Annotated in this window: 16 protein-coding genes; 2 read left to right on the forward strand and 14 right to left on the reverse strand. The window is 74.8% G+C overall.

Features of this window, described 5'->3' with window-relative positions:
- Positions 1–33 precede the first annotated feature (33 nt).
- From IEZ06_RS08000 to IEZ06_RS08015, 4 genes are all read right to left on the reverse strand, one after another.
- Entirely contained in the window at positions 34–1,107 is a 1,074-nt protein-coding gene (locus IEZ06_RS08000; RefSeq protein ID WP_229797891.1) for an NAD(P)H-dependent flavin oxidoreductase, read from the reverse strand.
- A 244-nt stretch (positions 1,108–1,351) separates the two neighbouring features.
- Positions 1,352–2,104: a CoA-transferase subunit beta gene (locus IEZ06_RS08005; protein WP_189236009.1), complete on the reverse strand. Its 753-nt coding sequence runs from the start codon at positions 2,102–2,104 to the stop codon at positions 1,352–1,354.
- 82 nt (positions 2,105–2,186) lie between these two features.
- The gene (locus IEZ06_RS08010) at positions 2,187–3,122 is read right to left on the reverse strand and encodes a CoA transferase subunit A (protein ID WP_203871918.1); all 936 of its coding nucleotides are present in this window, start codon (positions 3,120–3,122) and stop codon (positions 2,187–2,189) included.
- 106 nt (positions 3,123–3,228) lie between these two features.
- The gene (locus IEZ06_RS08015) at positions 3,229–3,981 is read right to left on the reverse strand and encodes an enoyl-CoA hydratase family protein (protein WP_189236010.1); all 753 of its coding nucleotides are present in this window, start codon (positions 3,979–3,981) and stop codon (positions 3,229–3,231) included.
- A gap of 128 nt (positions 3,982–4,109) precedes the next feature.
- On the opposite strand from IEZ06_RS08015, the gene IEZ06_RS08020 reads away from it, so the two are divergent.
- A complete protein-coding gene (locus IEZ06_RS08020; protein ID WP_189236011.1) occupies positions 4,110–5,012 on the forward strand; it encodes an SDR family oxidoreductase in 903 nt (300 codons plus the stop codon).
- Between the two features lie 399 nt (positions 5,013–5,411).
- On the opposite strand, the gene IEZ06_RS08025 is transcribed toward IEZ06_RS08020, so the two are convergent.
- Entirely contained in the window at positions 5,412–7,079 is a 1,668-nt protein-coding gene (locus IEZ06_RS08025; RefSeq protein ID WP_189236012.1) for an AMP-binding protein, read from the reverse strand.
- A gap of 277 nt (positions 7,080–7,356) precedes the next feature.
- Here IEZ06_RS08025 and IEZ06_RS08030 point away from each other — a divergent pair, with 277 nt between their 5' ends.
- Positions 7,357–8,163: an SDR family oxidoreductase gene (locus tag IEZ06_RS08030; protein WP_229797875.1), complete on the forward strand. Its 807-nt coding sequence runs from the start codon at positions 7,357–7,359 to the stop codon at positions 8,161–8,163.
- A gap of 49 nt (positions 8,164–8,212) precedes the next feature.
- Here the strand turns inward: IEZ06_RS08030 and IEZ06_RS08035 are convergent, their stop codons facing one another.
- The 9 genes from IEZ06_RS08035 to IEZ06_RS08075 all read right to left on the reverse strand — a co-directional run bounded on the left by IEZ06_RS08035 (position 8,213) and on the right by IEZ06_RS08075 (position 16,873).
- The gene (locus tag IEZ06_RS08035; RefSeq protein ID WP_189236013.1) at positions 8,213–8,944 is read right to left on the reverse strand and encodes a class I SAM-dependent methyltransferase; all 732 of its coding nucleotides are present in this window, start codon (positions 8,942–8,944) and stop codon (positions 8,213–8,215) included.
- A 133-nt stretch (positions 8,945–9,077) separates the two neighbouring features.
- The gene (locus tag IEZ06_RS08040) at positions 9,078–9,890 is read right to left on the reverse strand and encodes an RNA methyltransferase (RefSeq protein ID WP_229797876.1); all 813 of its coding nucleotides are present in this window, start codon (positions 9,888–9,890) and stop codon (positions 9,078–9,080) included.
- A gap of 70 nt (positions 9,891–9,960) precedes the next feature.
- Complete coding sequence (locus IEZ06_RS08045; protein ID WP_189236014.1) at positions 9,961–10,773, reverse strand: phytanoyl-CoA dioxygenase family protein; 813 nt, start codon at positions 10,771–10,773, stop codon at positions 9,961–9,963.
- A gap of 164 nt (positions 10,774–10,937) precedes the next feature.
- Positions 10,938–12,131: a lipid-transfer protein gene (locus IEZ06_RS08050; RefSeq protein ID WP_189236015.1), complete on the reverse strand. Its 1,194-nt coding sequence runs from the start codon at positions 12,129–12,131 to the stop codon at positions 10,938–10,940.
- Entirely contained in the window at positions 12,128–12,583 is a 456-nt protein-coding gene (locus IEZ06_RS08055) for a MaoC family dehydratase (protein ID WP_229797877.1), read from the reverse strand. Before IEZ06_RS08055 ends, IEZ06_RS08050 begins: the two co-directional genes overlap by 4 nt.
- Positions 12,580–13,701, reverse strand: coding sequence for an acyl-CoA dehydrogenase family protein (locus tag IEZ06_RS08060; RefSeq protein WP_189236017.1), 1,122 nt, complete (start codon positions 13,699–13,701; stop codon positions 12,580–12,582). The genes IEZ06_RS08055 and IEZ06_RS08060 overlap by 4 nt, the downstream gene beginning before the upstream one ends.
- On the reverse strand, positions 13,701–14,738 hold the full coding sequence (locus IEZ06_RS08065; RefSeq protein WP_189236018.1) for an FAS1-like dehydratase domain-containing protein: 1,038 nt from the start codon (positions 14,736–14,738) through the stop codon (positions 13,701–13,703). The genes IEZ06_RS08060 and IEZ06_RS08065 overlap by 1 nt, the downstream gene beginning before the upstream one ends.
- Positions 14,735–15,901: an acyl-CoA dehydrogenase family protein gene (locus IEZ06_RS08070; RefSeq protein WP_189236019.1), complete on the reverse strand. Its 1,167-nt coding sequence runs from the start codon at positions 15,899–15,901 to the stop codon at positions 14,735–14,737. The genes IEZ06_RS08065 and IEZ06_RS08070 overlap by 4 nt, the downstream gene beginning before the upstream one ends.
- 210 nt (positions 15,902–16,111) lie before the next feature.
- Positions 16,112–16,873, reverse strand: a complete 762-nt coding sequence (locus IEZ06_RS08075) for an SDR family NAD(P)-dependent oxidoreductase (protein WP_189236020.1) — start codon at positions 16,871–16,873, stop codon at positions 16,112–16,114.
- Between the last annotated feature and the right edge of the window lie 58 nt (positions 16,874–16,931).

Below are 16,931 nucleotides of genomic sequence, written 5' to 3' on the forward strand. Positions count from 1 at the left end.
GCCGGACCGGTCACGGACCCGGGGCCGGACCGGTCACGGACCCGGGGGCGGCAGGCGCAGGCCCGGCGGGTCCCGCAGGACGCCGGCGGCGCGGGTGACGACGGCGTCGATCAGTTCCTCGCAGGAGGGCAGGTCGTCGATGAGGGCCACCACCTGGCCTGAGGCCAGCACGCCGAGGTCGGGGCGGCCGTCGACCATGGCCGCCCTGAGCAGCATGGGGGTGTTGGCCGCCATCAGTACCTGGGACCAGGTCAGCTCCCTGCCGTGCTTCATGGCCAGACCGTCGCGGATCATCTCCGGCCAGGACATGCCGGAGACCTTCCGGAAACGGGCGGCGTTGCGCACCGCGCGGACCAGACCGGTCAGGCGGCCCGTGCCCTCCAGCCCGTCCACCAGGGGCGTGCGCAGCACCCGGTGCGGCATGCCGTCCACCTGGCGGGTGACCACGGTCTCCGACGCGGCCAGGTAGAGCCGCTTGACCGCGTCCGGGACCGGGCTGTCGGAGGTGAGCAGGAACCGGGTGCCCATGGCCACGCCCGCCGCGCCGTACGCCAGGGCGGCGGCCAGGCCCCGGCCGTCGAAGAAGCCCCCGGCGGCGATCACCGGGATGCCGACGGCGTCGACGATCTGGGGCAGCAGCAGCGTGGTGGCGACCGGCCCGGTGTGGCCGCCGCCCTCGCCACCCTGGACGAGCACCGCGTCGGCGCCCCACGCGGCGACCTTCTCCGCGTGGCGGCGCGCCCCGACGGACGGGATCACCACGACGCCCGCGTCCTTCAGCCGGGCGATCAGCTCCGGGCGGGGGGCCAGCGCGAAGGAGGCGACCCTCACCCGGTGCCTGATCAGCAGATCGACGCGGTCGTCCGCGTCGGAGGCGTCGGCGCGCAGGTTCACCCCGAAGGGCGCGTCGGTGCGCGAGCGGACCTCCTCGACGGCGGCGGCGAGCCGGTCGAGGGTCATGGTGGCCGAGGCGAGGATGCCGAGCCCGCCGGCGTTCGCCGTCGCCGAGACCAGCCTCGGTCCCGCCACCCAGCCCATGCCGGTCTGCACGACCGGGTGGCGGACGCCGGTCAGGCGGGTGAGCGGCGTGTCCAGCACCTGGTCGATCACGCTCCCGCCTCCCGGACGCGGGGTTCCCGCAGAGCCTGCCGGGCACGCGGCTTCCGCAGCACCTCCCGGGCACGCGGCTCCCGGGCACGCGGCTCCCGGGCACGCACCTCCCGGGCACGCGGCTCCCGGGCACGCACCTCCCGGGCACGCGGCTCCCGGGCACGCACCTCCCGGGCACGCGGCTCCCGCAGCACCGGCGGGGCGGGCGCCCGCCCCGCCGGAGTCCGCGGGCGCCGGAAGGTCATGCCCGGACCTCCCGGTCCCGCAGTCCCCGGGGGTCGAGCAGCCCGCGGATCAGCCGCAGCTCCTCGTCCGTCGGCCACCGGGTCTGCGGCACGTCGCCGTCGATCGCCAGGTCGAAGCCGGTGGCGGCGACGACCCGCTCGGCCTCCACCCCGGGGTGGACCGAGACCAGCCGCATCGACCCGTCCGGCGCGCCGAAGTCGAGCACGCCCAGGTCGGTCACGACCCGGCGCAGGTCGTGGAAGCGGGAGGCGCGCGCGCCCAGCTCCGCCGCGCGGTCGGAGCCGACCCCGCTGACCACGTCCACCTTCGGCACGAACACCCGGGTGGAGTGGCGGGGGATCCAGTAGCTGGTCGGGTTGCAGAGCGTGTTGCCGGGGGCGCCGCGCACGCCGAGCAGCTGCGAGACCGGCCGGGTCCAGTCGCCGATCGCCGAGATGTTGGTGTTGCCGTACCGGTCGATCTGGGAGGCGCCCATCATCACGTGCCGCCGTCCGTTCTGCACCAGCCACAGGTGGTCGCGGAACGGCAGCCAGCCCTCCGCCGGGCCCGCGGGCGCGCCGATCGGCACCGGCTCGGCGGTGAGCAGCGCGCCGCCGTCGGTGGTCAGCAGACCGGGTTCGAAGGTGAGCCGGGCCAGCCGGGCCCCCAGGACCGAGCAGGTGCCCATCGCCGCCGCCAGGATCTCGCCGTCGCCGCGCCAGGCCTCGGCGCAGGCCGTCACGCAGACCTCCGCGCGACTCGCGCTCATCGGGTCCCCTCCTTTGTGCCGCTCCCGGTGCGGGGACCGGTCGTCGCTCCGCGGCGGTCCGGGCCCGCCGTGCGGAGCGCGCTCATCCGGCCCGCTCCCCGTGCCAGCGCCGCACCGCGTCGCGGTAGGCGGTCTCGTCCCCGGACAGGAACCGGCCGGTGAAGGCCGCCCACGCCTCCGGGGCCGCGGCCGAGGCCGCGTAGTGCCGCTGGAAGGCCTCGTCGCGGCCGCGGTCCCCGCACTCGGTGAAGTGGGCGCCGTCCGGAGCCTCCACCACTCCGGCCACGTGCATCCGGCTGACCAGCAGCGTCTGCGGCGGCCCGGCCGGCTCACCCGGGTCCACCAGCCGCTCGCAGCTCAGATAGGTGCGGGCGGCGGCCTTGGCGAACAGGTCGTCCAGGTAGGGGTCGGGACCGAGGTACCGGCCGTTGCCGCGGGTGTCGGCCCGGTCCAGGTGGATCAGAGCCGCGTCCAGCGTCAGCGCCGGCACCGCGACCAGCTCCTCGCCCTCCCCCTCCGCGTTCCCTTCCGCGCTCCCCTCCGCGTCCGCCCCCGTGTCCTCCCCCGGGCCCTCCCCGGCGGCGCCGTACGGCCTCCCCGCGGCGTCGTACGGCGAGCGGACCGTGCGCAGCTCCGGGTTGACCCGCATGACGTCCGAGCCGAGCCCGGCGCGGGTCGGCAGGAACGGCAGCCGGTGCGCCGCGGCGAGCAGGCCGAACATGAACATGCCCTCGTCGTACTCGGTGAGCCGGACCGTCCCGTTCTGCCGGGCGGCCCGGAAGTTCGGTTCCAGGGGGACCGAGTCGAGCGTCACGAAGGGGGCGACCACCCGGCGGACCTTGCCCGCGGCGCAGAGCAGGCCCACGTCGGGCCCGCCGTACGACACGATCGTCAGGTCCTTCAGGGCGGACCGGCAGACCGCGCGGACCAGGGCCATCGGCTTGCGCCGCGAGCCCCAGCCGCCGATGCCGACCGTCATGCCGCTCTCCAGCGAGGCGACGACCTCCTCGGCCGTCATCACCTTGCTCATCGGCGCGCTCACCGCTCCTCCCCCGCTCCACGGACGGCTCCGTCCCCCCGTCGGCCGTCCCGCCCGCCGCGCCGGGCCCGCTCCCGGGAGCCCGTCATCCCCGCGCCCTCTCGGTGACGAAGGCGGCGCGGTGCCGGTCGCCGGCGCCCATCAGGTTGAGCTCGAAGGTGAAGCCCTGCTCGAAGCGGTAGCTGCGGTTGACGTCGACCGGGTCGATGCCGTTCAGCGACTCCTTGGCCCGGCGGATCACGTAGGGGTCCTTGGCGGCGATCTGCGCGGCGACCTCGAAGGCGGTCTCGCGGAGCCGATCGGCGGGCGCGACCGCCAGCACCGAGCCGAACGCGTGCAGCTCGGCCGCCGTGACGTTCCGGCAGGTGTAGACCATCGCGCGCATCAGGTGCTGGGGGACGAGGCGGGCCAGGTGGGTGGCGGCTCCGAGCGCGCCCCGCTCCACCTCGGGCAGGCCGAAGTAGGCGTCCTCGGCGGCGACCACGATGTCGGCGTTGCCCGCCAGGCCGACGCCGCCGCCCAGGCAGAACCCGTGCACGGCCGCGATGACCGGCACCTCGCACCCGTAGACGGCCGCGAACGCCGCGTGGCAGCCGCGGTTGGCGCCCACCAGCGCCTCGAACCCGGAGGCGGCCTGCATCTCCTTGATGTCCACCCCGGCGTTGAAGCCCCGGCCCTCCGCGCGGAGCACCACGACCCGGCTCCCGGCGTCGCCCCCTGCCTCCCGCACGGCCTCCGCCAGCTCGAACCAGGCCTGCACCGGCAGGGCGTTGACCGGGGGGACGTCCACGACGATCTCGCGGACGCCGTCGCCGTGCTTCCTGGTGGAGATTCCCATAGGCTGCCTTTCCACCAAACATTTGTTAGAAATTAAGGTAGCAAAGGAACGGCGTGACCGCCTCCCCGAGTTCGCGGGGAGGCGGGCCGGCCCTTCCGCCCCGCCGTCACCGCTGAGGAGAGCCGACGATGATCTGCAAGGACCGCGTCGCCGTCGTCACCGGGGCCGGGCGCGGCCTCGGCCGCGCGCACGCCCTGGAGCTCGCCCGGCAGGGCGCCAGGGTCGTGGTCAACGACCTCGGCGTGAGCGCCGCCGGGGAGGGCGGGTCGGAGAGCCCCGCCCGGCGGGTGGCCGAGGAGATCCGCGCGCTGGGCGGCGAGGCGGTGGCCGACTGCTCCGACGTCGCCGACGGCGGCGGGGCCCGGCGCCTGGTGGAGACCGCCCTGGAGGCGTACGGCCGACTGGACGTGCTGGTCAACAACGCGGGCTTCCTCCGCGACCGCATGCTGGTGAACCTGTCGGAGGAGGAGTGGGACGCGGTGGTGCGGGTCCACCTCAGGGGCCACTTCCTGCCGCTCAAGCACGCCGGGCTGCACTGGCGGGCCGAGTCCAAGGCGGGCCGGCCGGTGGACGCCAGGGTGGTCAACACCTCGTCCGGGGCGGGCCTGCTCGGCAGTGTGGGGCAGGGCAACTACGCCGCGGCCAAGGCGGGCATCGCGGGCCTCACCCTGGTGGCCGCCGCCGAGCTGGCCCGGTACGGCGTGACCGTCAACGCGATCGCCCCGGCCGCCCGGACCCGGATGACCGAGCGGGTCTTCGCCGCGACGATGACGGCCCCGCGGGACGGCTCCTTCGACGCGATGGCCCCGGAGAACGTCTCACCCCTGGTGGCCTGGCTCGCCTCGGCCGGGTCGCGAGGGGTGACGGGGCGCGTCTTCGAGGTCGAGGGCGGCCGGATCTGCGTGATGGAGGGCTTCCGGCACGGCCCGGCCTCCGACAACGGCGCCCGCTGGGAGGCCGCCGACCTCGGCCCGGTGATCACCGGCCTGCTGGCCGACGCCGCCGCCCCCGAGCCCGTCTACGGGGTCTGAGCGCCGGGGTGCCGCCACCGGAGGGGTGCTACCGGTGGCGGCGATGCTTTCGGGAACGGACTGCGTGGAGGCTCCTGCGACTTCCGCGGTAGCCGTGTACCGCGGAAGTCGCAGACGGTTTTTCAATCCGGCGCCGGACGCGCCCCGCCGGACCGGTCCGGCACAATCGTCCGGCGGCCCGATCGCGAACACCGGCGCCGCTTTCCGCTGCGGTTCTGCTGCTCTGCAGGCCGCGCTTCCTGTGCCCGGGTCCTGGGGAGAGGCACCCGGGCACAGGAAGCGCTCAGGGACGCCGTCAGCGGTGAGCCGCCCTGCGGACCGGCGGGGTCCGGACGGCTCCGGCTCTCCTGGCCGCCGTCCTCGCCCGCGAGGCTCAGCCGCCGGTGGCGCCTCGGCAGCTCACGACTCCGCCGGACCGCCGGGGAGCGCGGCCTTGTGCACCTTCCCCGCCGCGTTGCGCGGCAGGCCGTCGACGACGAGCACCTCCCGGGGCACCTTGAAATTCGCCAGCGCCGCCCGGCAGTGCGCGACGAGCGCCTCCGGGGTGACGGCGGCGCCGGGCCGGAGCACGACGTAGGCGCGGCCGACCTCGCCCAGCCGCGCGTCGGGGACCCCGACCACGGCGGCCTCGGCGACCGCCCCGTGGCGGGCGAGGACCTGCTCGACCTCGGCCGGGTAGACGTTGAACCCGCCGACCGTGAACATGTCCTTCGACCGGCCGGTGATCGTCAGATTGCCGCGCCCGTCGAGGCGGCCCCGGTCTCCGGTCACCAGCCAGCCGTCCCGGACCGCCTCCGCGGTCGCCCCGGGATCGTCGAGGTAGCCGAGCATCACGTTGTGCCCGCGGACGAGGATCTCGCCGTCCTCCCCCGCGGGGACCGGCCGGCCCGCACCGTCGGCCACCGCGACCTGCACGCCCTCGATGGGGCGGCCGGAGGTGCCGGCCACGGTCGCGTCGTCGTCGTCGAGCGAGCAGGAGGTCACCGTGCCGCACGACTCGGTGAGCCCGTACGCCGTGACGACCTGCGGGAAGAGCTCGGCCCGGAGGCGCGTGACCAGCGCGACCGGGACCGTCGCGGCGCCGGTCACGGCGAGCCGGAGCGAGGACAGGTCGTACCGGGGGCGCTCCGGCGCGTCCAGCATCGTCGTGTAGATCGTCGGCGGACCGGGCAGGACGGTGATCCGCTCGGTTTCGATCAGCCGCATCGTCTCGCCGGGCTCGAACACCGGCTGGAGCACCATCGTGGCTCCGCGCAGCAGGCAGGCGAGCACGCCCGCCTTGTAGCCGAAGCAGTGGAAGAACGGGTTGACGATGAGGTAGCGGTCCCCCGGCGACAGGCCGGTCCGGCCGCACCAGGCCTCATAGGTCCGGACGTTCTGGCCGTGGGTGCACATGACCCCCTTGGGCCTGCCCGTGGTGCCGGAGGTGAAGAGCACGTCCGCGACGTCCCCGGCGGCCACCGACGCCGACCGGGCCCTCGCCGTCTCCTCGGGGACGGATGCGCCCCCGGCGAGGAACGCCTCCCAGTTCGTCGTCCCGGGTCGCGCCTCACGGTCGAACGCGACCACGGCGGCGAGATCCGGCAGTCCCGGAACCGGCCGGCCACCGCCCCCGGTCCCCTCCCCGCCCCCGCCCTCGGCTCTGATCCCGAGCCCGGTCCCGGCTCCGTCGCCGTCCACGGCATCGGCGCCCGCGCCGAGCATGGCCAGGTAGTCGTTGCCGAGGAAGCCGTCCTCGACGAAGAGCGTCCGCGCCCGGCTCCTCGCCAGCACCCAGCGCGCCTCCTCCCCCTTGTAGCGGGTGTTGACCGGGACGAGTACCGCTCCGGCGCTCACCGCGCCCAGCGCGGCCACGATCCACTCCAGGCCGTTCGGCGCCCAGACGGCGATCCGGTCCCCCCGCCCGGCGCCGGACGCGGCGAAGGCCCGGACCGCTCCGCGGACCCGGTCGCGCAACTCCCGGTACGTCACCCGGACCGGACCGTCCACCACGGCCTCGGTCTCCGGGAAGTCGCGCGCGGCGCGGTCCAGGACGCCCGGGATCGTCAGCGCGCCGTTCTCGCTCATGGGTCTCCCCTGTTCCGCCGGAGGCCACCGGAGGCCACCGAAATCCGGCCGAGGCCACCGGAGGCCACCGGAATCCGCCCGGACCCCCGAAGACCGGACACCGGGGTCCATCGTGCCGCCCGGCCTCCGGCCGCGCGGGCCGCCGTCCCGGTGACCGGTACACGCGCCCGCTCCCCGGCGCGGCGTCCCGGTGACCGGTACGCGCTCTCCGGCCCCCGGCGCGAGGCCGTACCCTCCCCGGGACCGGAAGGGCCGCTCTCGGGAGGGACGCGACGGGATGGGGACGGACACCGCGATGGGCACGGCGATGGGCACGGCGATGGACTTCACCGGCCGGGCGGTGCTGGTCACCGGCGGGACCAGGGGCATCGGGTTCGCGATCGCGGAGGCGTTCCTCGCGGCCGGGGCAGAGGTGGTCGTCTGCGGGCGCGCCGAACCGGCGGCCCTGCCCGGCGCGGGCGGCCGGACCGCCCGTTTCGTCGCCGCGGACGTCCGGGACGCCGCGGCGGCCGCGGAGCTGGTGGAGCGTACGGCGGGCCTGCTCGGCCGGCTCGACGTGCTCGTCAACAACGCCGGGGGCTCGCCGTCGGCGGACGCGGCGACGGTCTCCCCGCGCTTCGTCGCCAGGGTCGTGGATCTGAACCTGCTGGCGCCGTTCCACGTGGCGCAGCCGGCCAACCGGGTGATGCAGGATCAGGAGGGCGGCGGCTCGATCGTCAACATCGGCAGCGTCGCCGCCCATGACCCGCAGCCGGGCATCGCCGCCTACTCCGCCGCCAAGGCGGGGCTGCTGGCGCTCACCCGGGCGCTGGCCCTCGAATGGTCGCCGAAGGTCCGGGTCAACCACATCACCACCGGTCTCGTCCGGACCGAGGCCGCGGCGCAGGTGTACGGCGAGGACGGCGGCGCGGCCGTCGCGGGGGTGATCCCGATGGGCCGGATGGCGGTGCCCGCCGACGTGGCGGGCGCCTGCCTCTACCTGGCGAGCGGCCTGTCGTCCTACGTCACCGGCGCGGACATCGCGGTGCACGGCGGCGGCGAGTTCCCCGCCCGTTACGTCGTGACCCGGACCCCGACGGCCTGAACCGTCTACCTCGGCGGCAGGCCTACCCGAACGACCTCCCTGGCGGACCTCAGACGCGGCGCGCGAGAGTGACGATCTCGCGGCTGCCGCCGGTGACGGGACCGCGCCGCCAGTCGCCGTACTGCGCCTCGACCGCGAAACCGGCCTCGGCCAGGAACGCCCCCAGCGCCGGCACGTCCAGGAAACGCAGGGTCGAGCGGTCGACCCGCAGGACGGCGCCGTCCGGGCCGCTGGTCGTCTCGGTGAACGTCACGACGTCGCCGCGGACCGACTCGACGCGGTGCGCCGTCCGGAGCGTGCGGCCGGACGCGTCCACGACATCGGAGGCGTTCGCCGGATTCCAGTCCTCCCACGCGCGCGCCTGGGGGTGACGCGTCTCGAACGCGAACAGGCCCCCGTCCCGGAGGGCCGCCCGGATCGCGGTGAGGGAGGCGCGCAGCTCGTCGTCGCCCACGAGGCACTGGAACGCGTGGCTGACCATCGTCACCAGGTCGAACTCCCGGTCCCAGGCCGCTTCGGCGGCGGTGCCCGCCACCCACTCGATGTCGGTGCGCCGCCGGGCCCGTGCGAGCGCCGCCGGGTCCGGCTCCAGCCCGACGAGCCGTCCGGGATGCCCGCGTTCGCGCGCCTGGTGCAGCATGCCTCCTGTCCCGCATCCCACGTCCAGCACGGCGTCCGCGGCCATCACCAGGCCGTTGTAGAACGCGTCACCGGGATACAGCTCGGCGTCCCAGGGGTTCAGCAGGTCGTAGAGTTCGGCGGCGCCGGCGTCGGAGAGCACCGCAGCAGTCTCCACGGCCGGCGACCGGCCGGCAATGTCAGGCAGCTGGGCCTGCTCCTCGACAGGCAGGACTGCGCCAACTAAGCGCGCTGGTGTTCGGTCCGGCGCCGGGCCGTCGCCTGCGATCAGTGCGCTACCGCCGGGCGGCTGCGCTCCGCTGGCGTGCCGATTCGTACAGCACGACAGTCGCGGCGGTCGCCGCGTTCAGGGAACTGGCGGACCCGGACATCGGGATCCGGACGAGCTGGTCGCAGGCCTCGCGCCAGCTGGAGCTGAGACCGGCGGTCTCATTGCCGATCAAGGTCAGCGTGGGTCGCGTGAAGTCGTACTCGGCGGCATCCGGTGCGCCGTGCTCATCGGTTCCCACGATGCCCATGCCGATGCCAGCGGCGCGGACGTCAGCGACCCAGGACAGAACGGCCTGGTGTGAGGGCACCCGGACCACGGGTAGGGCGAACAGCGAGCCGGTGCTCGCCCGGACCGCCTTCGGGTCGTATACGTCGGCGGCATGGCCGGTGATGATGACCCCGGAGGCGCCGAAGGCGTCTGCGGACCGGATGAGGGTCCCGATGTTGCCGGGGCTGGTGGGCCGGTCGAACACGACGGTGAGCATGGTCGGCGCGGCCGGGATCCGGCACAGGTCGTCCTCCGGCAGCGCGACCACGGCCAGCAGCTCCGGAACCGTGTCCGTCTTGCCTCCCAGCTCGTGCATCAGTTCACGGGCGACGGCGATCTTCTCGGCTCGGACCGTGTCCAGGACCTCGTGCGCCCAGCCGGACGGCTGAGCGCCGGTGTCGTAGAGCAGCTCTCGGATCTGCCAGCCGTGTTCGACGGCCATGGTGATCGGGCGCACGCCCTGCACGAGGAACTCACCGCGACGCTGCCGCTTGGTCCGGTTCCGGAGGAGAGCCTCCCACTGCTGGAATCGTGCGTTGCGGCCGTTCACCCGCGGACCCACCGCTATCCCCGCCTCCGTCGATGACCCACCCGTGCCCCGCCCGCCGCGCCGAGCGCGTCTACCCGGCGCTGCCGTCGGTGCCGTCTCCGTCCGGACCGGGAGTGTCCTGTCCAAGACCTCGGCGGATCGCGATCTCTACGGGCGAGTACGCACCGTCGGCCCGCTCCAGTTCGTACGGCGCGGCCGGCATCAGCGGCGGCTGGGCCATGAAGCGCGGTCGCGTCCCATGGTGCGGTTGCGCCGCGTGCACCAGGAACGGATGGCACAGGAAGACGTCGCCCGGGGACCCGGTGGCGAGGGCGAGCGGCCGGTGGTCGGATACCGCCACCAGGTCGGGCGCGAGATCCAGCCCGCTCGCCCCGTCCTCCCCGTACTTCTCCAGCACCTTCGGCACGTCGAGATGCGAGCCGACCCGGATCCGGGTCGGGGCGTCCTCCTCACCGACCTCGCTGAACAGGAACAGCATCAGCAGCGCCCGGCCGCTGGAGCGCACATTCGTGAAGTACCAGCTCTCGCCTTCCGGCAGATAGCTGCCCTCGATATGCCAGCCCGCGTCGTCCGGCTCCTCCTGGTGCGGGAAGCGCAGCGGGAACGTGCCCAGCGAGTAGCGCGGCTCCCAGCGTCCCGCGCCGACGAGGAGGTCGTACGCGTGGTGGAGGAACGGGGAGTTGGGTGCGGCGGCGAACGGCCCCTGCGCCAGGCCTGCCACCCAGTGCACGGGCTGTGTCCACGTCGCCGGATCGTCCGGTTCGCAGCCCGTCTCTCGCCACAGTAGCCGCGCGCAGTCCGCGGCCACGCGCGGCGCGACGGCACCCTCCAACTTCACGAAGCCGTCGCGGAGAAAGCGGGATACCAAGGTCGTGTCATCCATTCCCCCATCGTGCGGCGACATCGGTCCCGATCACCCGACACTTTCCGCACCGCTTCTATCGGGTGTGCGGCAACAGCCGCGGTCGAGCCCCGGCCATGCCGATCAAGCCGGCCCGCGGCACGGCCGCCCCTCGGGCTCCGTGACGCGTCCGCGGATGCCGGTGTTCACGCGTCCGGGCCCAGGATGAGGCCGCTGGTGGGCACACCCGTGCCCGCGGTGACGATCACGTCGCCGGGCGCGGCGGGCTGGTTGACCGACGTGCCGCGGACCAGGCGCACGGCCTCGGCGACGCCGTTCATGCCGTGCAGGTACGCCTCGCCGAGCTGGCCGCCGTGGGTGTTGCAGGGCAGCCGCCCGCCGAGTTCCAGGTGCCCGTCCGCGATGAAGTGCCTGGCCTCTCCCCTGGCGCAGAAGCCGAGCTCCTCCAGCTGCGGGAGCACCAGCGGGGTGAAGTGGTCGTAGAGGACCGCCGCGCCGACGTCGTCCGGGCCCAGGCCGCTCTGCGCGTACAGCTCCCGGCCGACCAGTCCCAGCTCCGGGATGCCGGTGATCGACGGCCGGTAGTAGCTGGTCATCATGTGCTGGTCGGCGCCCGAACCCTGCGCCGCCGCGCGGACGACCGCGGGCGGGTGCGGCAGGTCGCGGGCCCGCTCGGCCGAGACGACGACCAGGGCCTGGCCGCCGTCGCTCTCCTGGCAGCAGTCCAGCAGGCGCAGCGGCTCGGCGATCCAGCGGGAGGCCTGGTGGTCGGCGAGGGTGATCGGCCGCCCGTGGAACCAGGCGGCCGGGTTGACCGCCGCGTGCTTCCTGTCCACCACGGCGACCCGGCCGAAGTCCTCGCTGGTCGCGCCGTACTCGTGCATGTAGCGGCGGGCGAACATCGCGACCCACTGGGCGGGGGTGGACAGGCCGAACGGGGTCATCCAGGAGTAGGCCGCGCCGTCGGCTCCGGTGTCCGCCGGCCGGTCCGCCTGGCCGAGGCCGTAGCGCACGCCGGAGCGCTCGTTGAAGGCGCGGTAGCAGACGACGACGTCGGCGACACCGGTGGCGACGGCCATCGCGGCCTGCTGGACGGTACCGCAGGCGGCCCCGCCGCCGTAGCCGACCCGGGAGAAGAACCGCAGCTCGCCGATGCCGGTGCTGCGGGCGACATGGATCTCGGAGTTGGTGTCGGCGGTGAACGTCACCAGCCCGTCGACGTCGGACGGCTCCAGCCCGGCGTCGGCGACGGCGGCCAGCACCGCCTCGCAGGCCAGCCGGAGTTCGCTGCGCCCGGAGTCCTTGGAGAACTCGGTGGCGCCGATGCCGGCGATCGCGGCGGCGCCGGAGAGCGGTCCGAGGCGGTCGCGCCGGGTCATGCCGCGCCCTCCTTCCCGGGGCGGCCGCCGTCGCGCGGGAGCCGCACGACGACGGTTCCCGTCACGTGGGCGCCCAGGCCGTTGGCGCCGCGGACGGACACCTCGACCCGGCCGCTCCCGTCGTCCTTGGCCGTGACGGCGCCGGTCAGCACCATGGTGTCGCCGGGGTGGTTCGGCGCGCCGAGCCGGATCCTGATGGCCGTGACGACGGCGGCGGGACCCGCCCACGCGGTGACGAACCGTTCGACCAGGCCGTTGGTGGTAAGGATGTTCATGAAGACGTCCTTCGAACCCCGGGCGACCGCCAGCGCGGGGTCGTGGTGCACGTCCTGGTAGTCGCGGGTGGCGATCGCGGTGGCGACGATCATGGTCCTGGTCAGCGGGATCGCCAGCTCTCCGAGCGGGTCGCCCACCGCCACCTCGTCGTACGTCCTGGAGCGCGGCGGGGTCACGACGCCGCCCTCCCGTCCGCCAGCGCGTCGCCGAGCCGGGCCAGTACGGCGCTCGCCCCGCCCAGGGTGCCGGCTATCTGCCGTCCCCACAGGAAGTGGCGGTGCACCGGGTAGTCGACGTCGACGCCGATCCCGCCGTGCACGTGCTGGACCCGGTGGACCACGTTCAGCCCGGCCTCCGCGGCCCACCACTGCGCGACCGCGACCGGTGCGGCCGCCGCCTCGGATTCCTCCTCGATCGCGCAGACGGCCCGCCAGAGACAGACCCGCATGGCGTCGATCTCGATGTAGCAGTCGGCGAGCTGGTGCTGGACCGCCTGGAACGTGGCCAGCGGGCGGCCGAACTGCTCCCGCGCGGCGAGGTGGCCGGCGGCCAGCCGCAGCGCGCCCTCGGCGACGCCCAGCTGGAGGGCGGCCAGGGCGACGGAGGCCAGCTCGACGGTCCGGTCGACGGCCCCGGTGCCAGGACGGCCGACCGCCTGCGCGGCCGCACCGGTCAGCAGCAGGTTCCCGGCGAGGTCCCGGCTCGTGGTCTCGACCCGCTCCCAGCCGGCGCGGTCGGCTCCGGTGTCCACCAGGAACAGGCCGGTCCCGTTCTCGGCGGTCGCGGAGACGAGCACGTGGGCGGCCCCGGAGGGCGAGGGCACGACCGCCTTCACGCCCGTCAGCCGCCAGCCGCCGTCCGCGCTCCCGTCCGGCCGGGCCGTGCACTCCGGCGTGCGCGGGTCGTGCGGGCCGAACTCCTCCAGCGCCACGGTGAGCCGCGCCGACCCGTCCGCGATCCCCGGCAGCAGGTCGCGGCGCTGCTCCGCCGTACCGTGCGCGGCGACCGCGAGTGCGCCGACGAGCGCCGGCCAGACCGGTACGGGGGCCACCCGGCGGCCCTGCTCCTCCAGCAGGACGCAGAGCGCGGCCGGTCCCAGCCCGGCGCCGCCGTACTCCTCGGGCAGGGCGACGCCGAGCAGGCCGGTCTTGGCCAGCTCGGTCCAGAGGTCCTCGTCGATCCGATCCGGGGAGCCCTCGACGGCGCGGACCCGTTCGGTGGCGGCGCGGTCGGCGAAGACCTCCCGCGCCAGGTCACGGACCGCCTCCAGCTCCTCGCCGAGGGTGAAATCCATCAGTGCTCCTCCTGTCCGGCCGGCCGGAACACCGGGAGCGACAGACCGGGGTCGGGGTCGATCCAGTCGAGGACGACGGGCATGCCGATCTCGACGGCCTCGGGGGCGACGCCGGTCAGGCCGGTGATGAGCCGGGTGCCCTCGGCGAGCTCGACGAGGGCGACGACCAGCGGGAACTCGAAGGCGGGGTGGCGCGGGTGGTGGTTGACCACGTAGCTGTACACGTGTCCGCGGCCGGAGGCCTCGACGGTGTCCCAGTCGAAGGAGCCGCACCGCGGGCAGCAGGGACCGGGCGGGTGCCGGAGGTCCTTGCACCCGGCGCAGCGCTGGATCACCAGCCGGTGCCCGCGCGCGGCCTCGAACCAGAACGCGTTGTCCCGGTTGAGCGCGGGCCGGGGCCGCAGCGCTCCGGCGGGTCTCCTGGCGGGTCTCCTGGCGGGGTCGAACCACAGGATGCGCCAGCGCTGGACGGCCACGACCTCGCCGCCGCCGTCGCGGTAGGTCTTCAGCGTGGTCACGAAACGCCCCGCGCCCAGGGCGGTGGCCTTCTCCGGGGAGATCGACTCGACGACCTCCCCGACGCCGACGCGGTCCCCGGGGACGAGCTCCCGGTGGAACTCGAACTCCGAGTCGGTCGCCACCACCGAGGTGTATCCGCCCTCCTCCAGCAGGGTGAGCAGCTCACCGTAGGCGCCTGCCCGCGGCGACCTCCCGGCGGCGTACCCCGGCATCGTCCAGACCTGGACCATGGAGGCGGGGGCGACGATGCCGGGCCTGCCTGCGGCGCGGGCCGCCGCCTCGTCGAGGTGGACCGGGTTGGCGTCCTCCATCGCCTCGGCCCAGTGCCGGATCATCGGCAGGTTGACCGGGTCCGGGCCGGGCCGGAGCGGGGACAGCTCCCGTCCGGTGAACGCCTGCAGCCGCTCCTCGTAGTCGTCCGCACGGCCCCCCGGCGACGCATGGCCGTCCGCACGGTCCTCCGGCGTCTTGGAGCCCGGTCCCGTGGACGCCGCCGGCCCTCCGGTCCGCCCGCTCATGCGGCGCGTCCCCGCCGGGGCAGGCCCAGCCCCTGGGTGGCGACCATGTCCCTGAGGACCTCGTTGACGCCGCCGCCGAAGGTGTTGACGATGCCCTGCCTGGACAGCTGCTCGATCTGCCCGGCGAGCGCGGCGCCGGGCGACTCCGGGCGGATCCGGCCGGCCGCGCCGAGGATCCCGGTCAGGGTCCGCTGCACGTCGATGTGGGTCTCGGTGCCGTAGACCTTGGCCGCGCCCGCGTCCGCTCCGGAGAGCTCCCCCCGCTCGACCGCGCCGGCCATCTTCCAGTTCAGCAGGCGCATCGCCTCCAGCCGGGCGTGGGCGCGGGCCAGGTCGCGCCGTACCCAGGGCAGGTCGAGCGCGCCGTTCTCCCCGGCCCAGGCCAGCACGTCCTCCCAGAGCCGGATCATCCGCCCGCCGAGCGCGGCCAGGCCGATCCGCTCGTGGTTGAGCTGGGTGGTGATCAGGCTCCAGCCGCCGTCGACCTCGCCGACGACCGCGCTCGCGGGCACCCGCACGCCGCTGTAGTAGGTGGCGGTCACGGTCATCCCGCCGACCGTCCGGATGGGGCTCCAGGAGAAGCCGGGGGCGCTCGTGGGGACGATCAGGATCGAGATGCCCCGGTGCTTCGGGGCGCCGGGGTCGGTACGGCAGGCCAGCCAGATGTGGTCGGCGGTGTTCGCCCCGCTGGTGAAGACCTTGGCCCCGTCGACGACGAACTCGTCGCCGTCGCGGACCGCGCGGGTCGTCAGCGATGCCAGGTCGGTGCCGGCGCCGGGCTCGGTGTAGCCGATGGCGAAGACGACGTCGCCGGAGAGGATGCCGGGCAGGAAGCGCCGGCGCTGCTCCGCCGAGCCGTGGCGCATCAGCGTGGGGCCGACCGTGTTGACGGTGACGAACGGGAACGGGATCCCGGCCCGCTGGACCTCGTCGAAGAAGACGTACTGGTCCTCGGCCGACCGGCCCTGCCCGCCGTACTCGACCGGCCAGCCGAGGCCGAGCCAGCCGTCGGCGCCGAGCCGGCGGACCACCTCGCGGAAGCGGTCCCCGCCCACGCCCTCCTCGCCCGCGCGGCGGCGCTCGTCCTCCGGCAGCAGGCCCGCGAAGTAGTTCCGCAGCTCCGTGCGGAGCCGCCGTTGCGCTGCGGTCTCCCGCAGGTCCATGAAGGGATCCTCCGTCCGCGCACCCGGTCGGGCGGCGCCGTCGACGTTAACCGGCGGGACCGTCCGGCCCCCGGTCCGGTCCCGCTGACCGGGAGGCGACCGGTGCGGGTGCACCGTGCCCGTGCCGGTGTCCGTGCCTGTGCCTGTGCCCGTGCCGGTGTCCGTGCCTGTGCCTGTGCCCGTGCCGGTGTCCGGGCACCGGCACGGCCGTCAGCCGAAGTTGGCCTGCCCGCCGTCGAGCGGGACGGTGGCGCCGGTGAGGTAGCGCATGCCGGGACCGACGAGCGCCACCACCGCCCGTCCGATGTCCTCCTCGCAGTCCCCGACGTAGCCGAGCGGGATCGTCCTGCGGAACTCCTCCGCCTCGGCCGGGTTGGCCTCCATCCACCACCGCAGCCCCGGGGAGAGCGCGTGCGGGGCGATGGAGTTGGCGCGGACGCCGTCGGCGCCCCACTCCGCCGCGGCCGTCCGGGTCAGCGACCGGATGGCCTGCTTGGCTGCGGCGTAGGCGCCGTAGGTGCTCGGGTCCCAGCGGACCATGGCCGAGCTGACCAGGTTGACGATGCTGCCGCCGCCCCGCCGCTTCAGGTGCGGGTGGCAGGCCCGCATGAAGGCGAAGGCCGCGAAGGGACCGCTGCGGAAGCCCCGCTGGAAGTCGTCGTCGCTCATCGCCAGCAGCGGGCCGAACGCACCCGAGTAGGCGTTGTTTACCAGGATGTCGATCCCGCCGAACCGCGCCGCCACCCGCTCCACGACGTCCGGGATGGCCTCGGTGTCGCTCACGTCGCACGGGAACGGCTCCGCCTCCGCCCCGCGTTCGCGGATCAGCGCGCAGGTCTTCTCCAGTTTGGCCGGAGTCCGGCCGAGCACCGCGACGGACGCGCCCTCCGAGGCGAGGGCGAGCGCGATGCCCCGCCCCACCCCCTGCCCGGCTCCGGTCACGATCGCGTTCTTCCCGTCGAGGCTTCCCACCTGGTCTCCCGTCTCGCCGCAGCCGCCGCCGACCCGCAATGGTCGGGCGGAGGGGCTC

Origin of the sequence: Planomonospora antibiotica, assembly GCF_014647955.1 — a bacterium.
Taxonomy (GTDB): domain Bacteria; phylum Actinomycetota; class Actinomycetes; order Streptosporangiales; family Streptosporangiaceae; genus Planomonospora; species Planomonospora parontospora.

Excerpts from the sequence above, each read along its gene's own strand:
- IEZ06_RS08070 (WP_189236019.1), bottom strand. The coding sequence starts at position 15,901 with ATGGACCTGCGGGAGACCGCAGCGCAACGGCGGCTCCGCACGGAGCTG.
- IEZ06_RS08045 (WP_189236014.1), bottom strand. The coding sequence starts at position 10,773 with ATGGATGACACGACCTTGGTATCCCGCTTTCTCCGCGACGGCTTCGTG.
- IEZ06_RS08020 (WP_189236011.1), top strand. The coding sequence starts at position 4,110 with ATGATCTGCAAGGACCGCGTCGCCGTCGTCACCGGGGCCGGGCGCGGC.
- IEZ06_RS08050 (WP_189236015.1), bottom strand. The coding sequence starts at position 12,131 with ATGACCCGGCGCGACCGCCTCGGACCGCTCTCCGGCGCCGCCGCGATC.
- IEZ06_RS08015 (WP_189236010.1), bottom strand. The coding sequence starts at position 3,981 with ATGGGAATCTCCACCAGGAAGCACGGCGACGGCGTCCGCGAGATCGTC.
- IEZ06_RS08030 (WP_229797875.1), top strand. The coding sequence starts at position 7,357 with ATGGGGACGGACACCGCGATGGGCACGGCGATGGGCACGGCGATGGAC.
- IEZ06_RS08060 (WP_189236017.1), bottom strand. The coding sequence starts at position 13,701 with ATGGATTTCACCCTCGGCGAGGAGCTGGAGGCGGTCCGTGACCTGGCG.
- IEZ06_RS08065 (WP_189236018.1), bottom strand. The coding sequence starts at position 14,738 with ATGAGCGGGCGGACCGGAGGGCCGGCGGCGTCCACGGGACCGGGCTCC.
- IEZ06_RS08005 (WP_189236009.1), bottom strand. The coding sequence starts at position 2,104 with ATGAGCGCGAGTCGCGCGGAGGTCTGCGTGACGGCCTGCGCCGAGGCC.
- IEZ06_RS08010 (WP_203871918.1), bottom strand. The coding sequence starts at position 3,122 with ATGACGGCCGAGGAGGTCGTCGCCTCGCTGGAGAGCGGCATGACGGTC.
- IEZ06_RS08025 (WP_189236012.1), bottom strand. The coding sequence starts at position 7,079 with ATGAGCGAGAACGGCGCGCTGACGATCCCGGGCGTCCTGGACCGCGCC.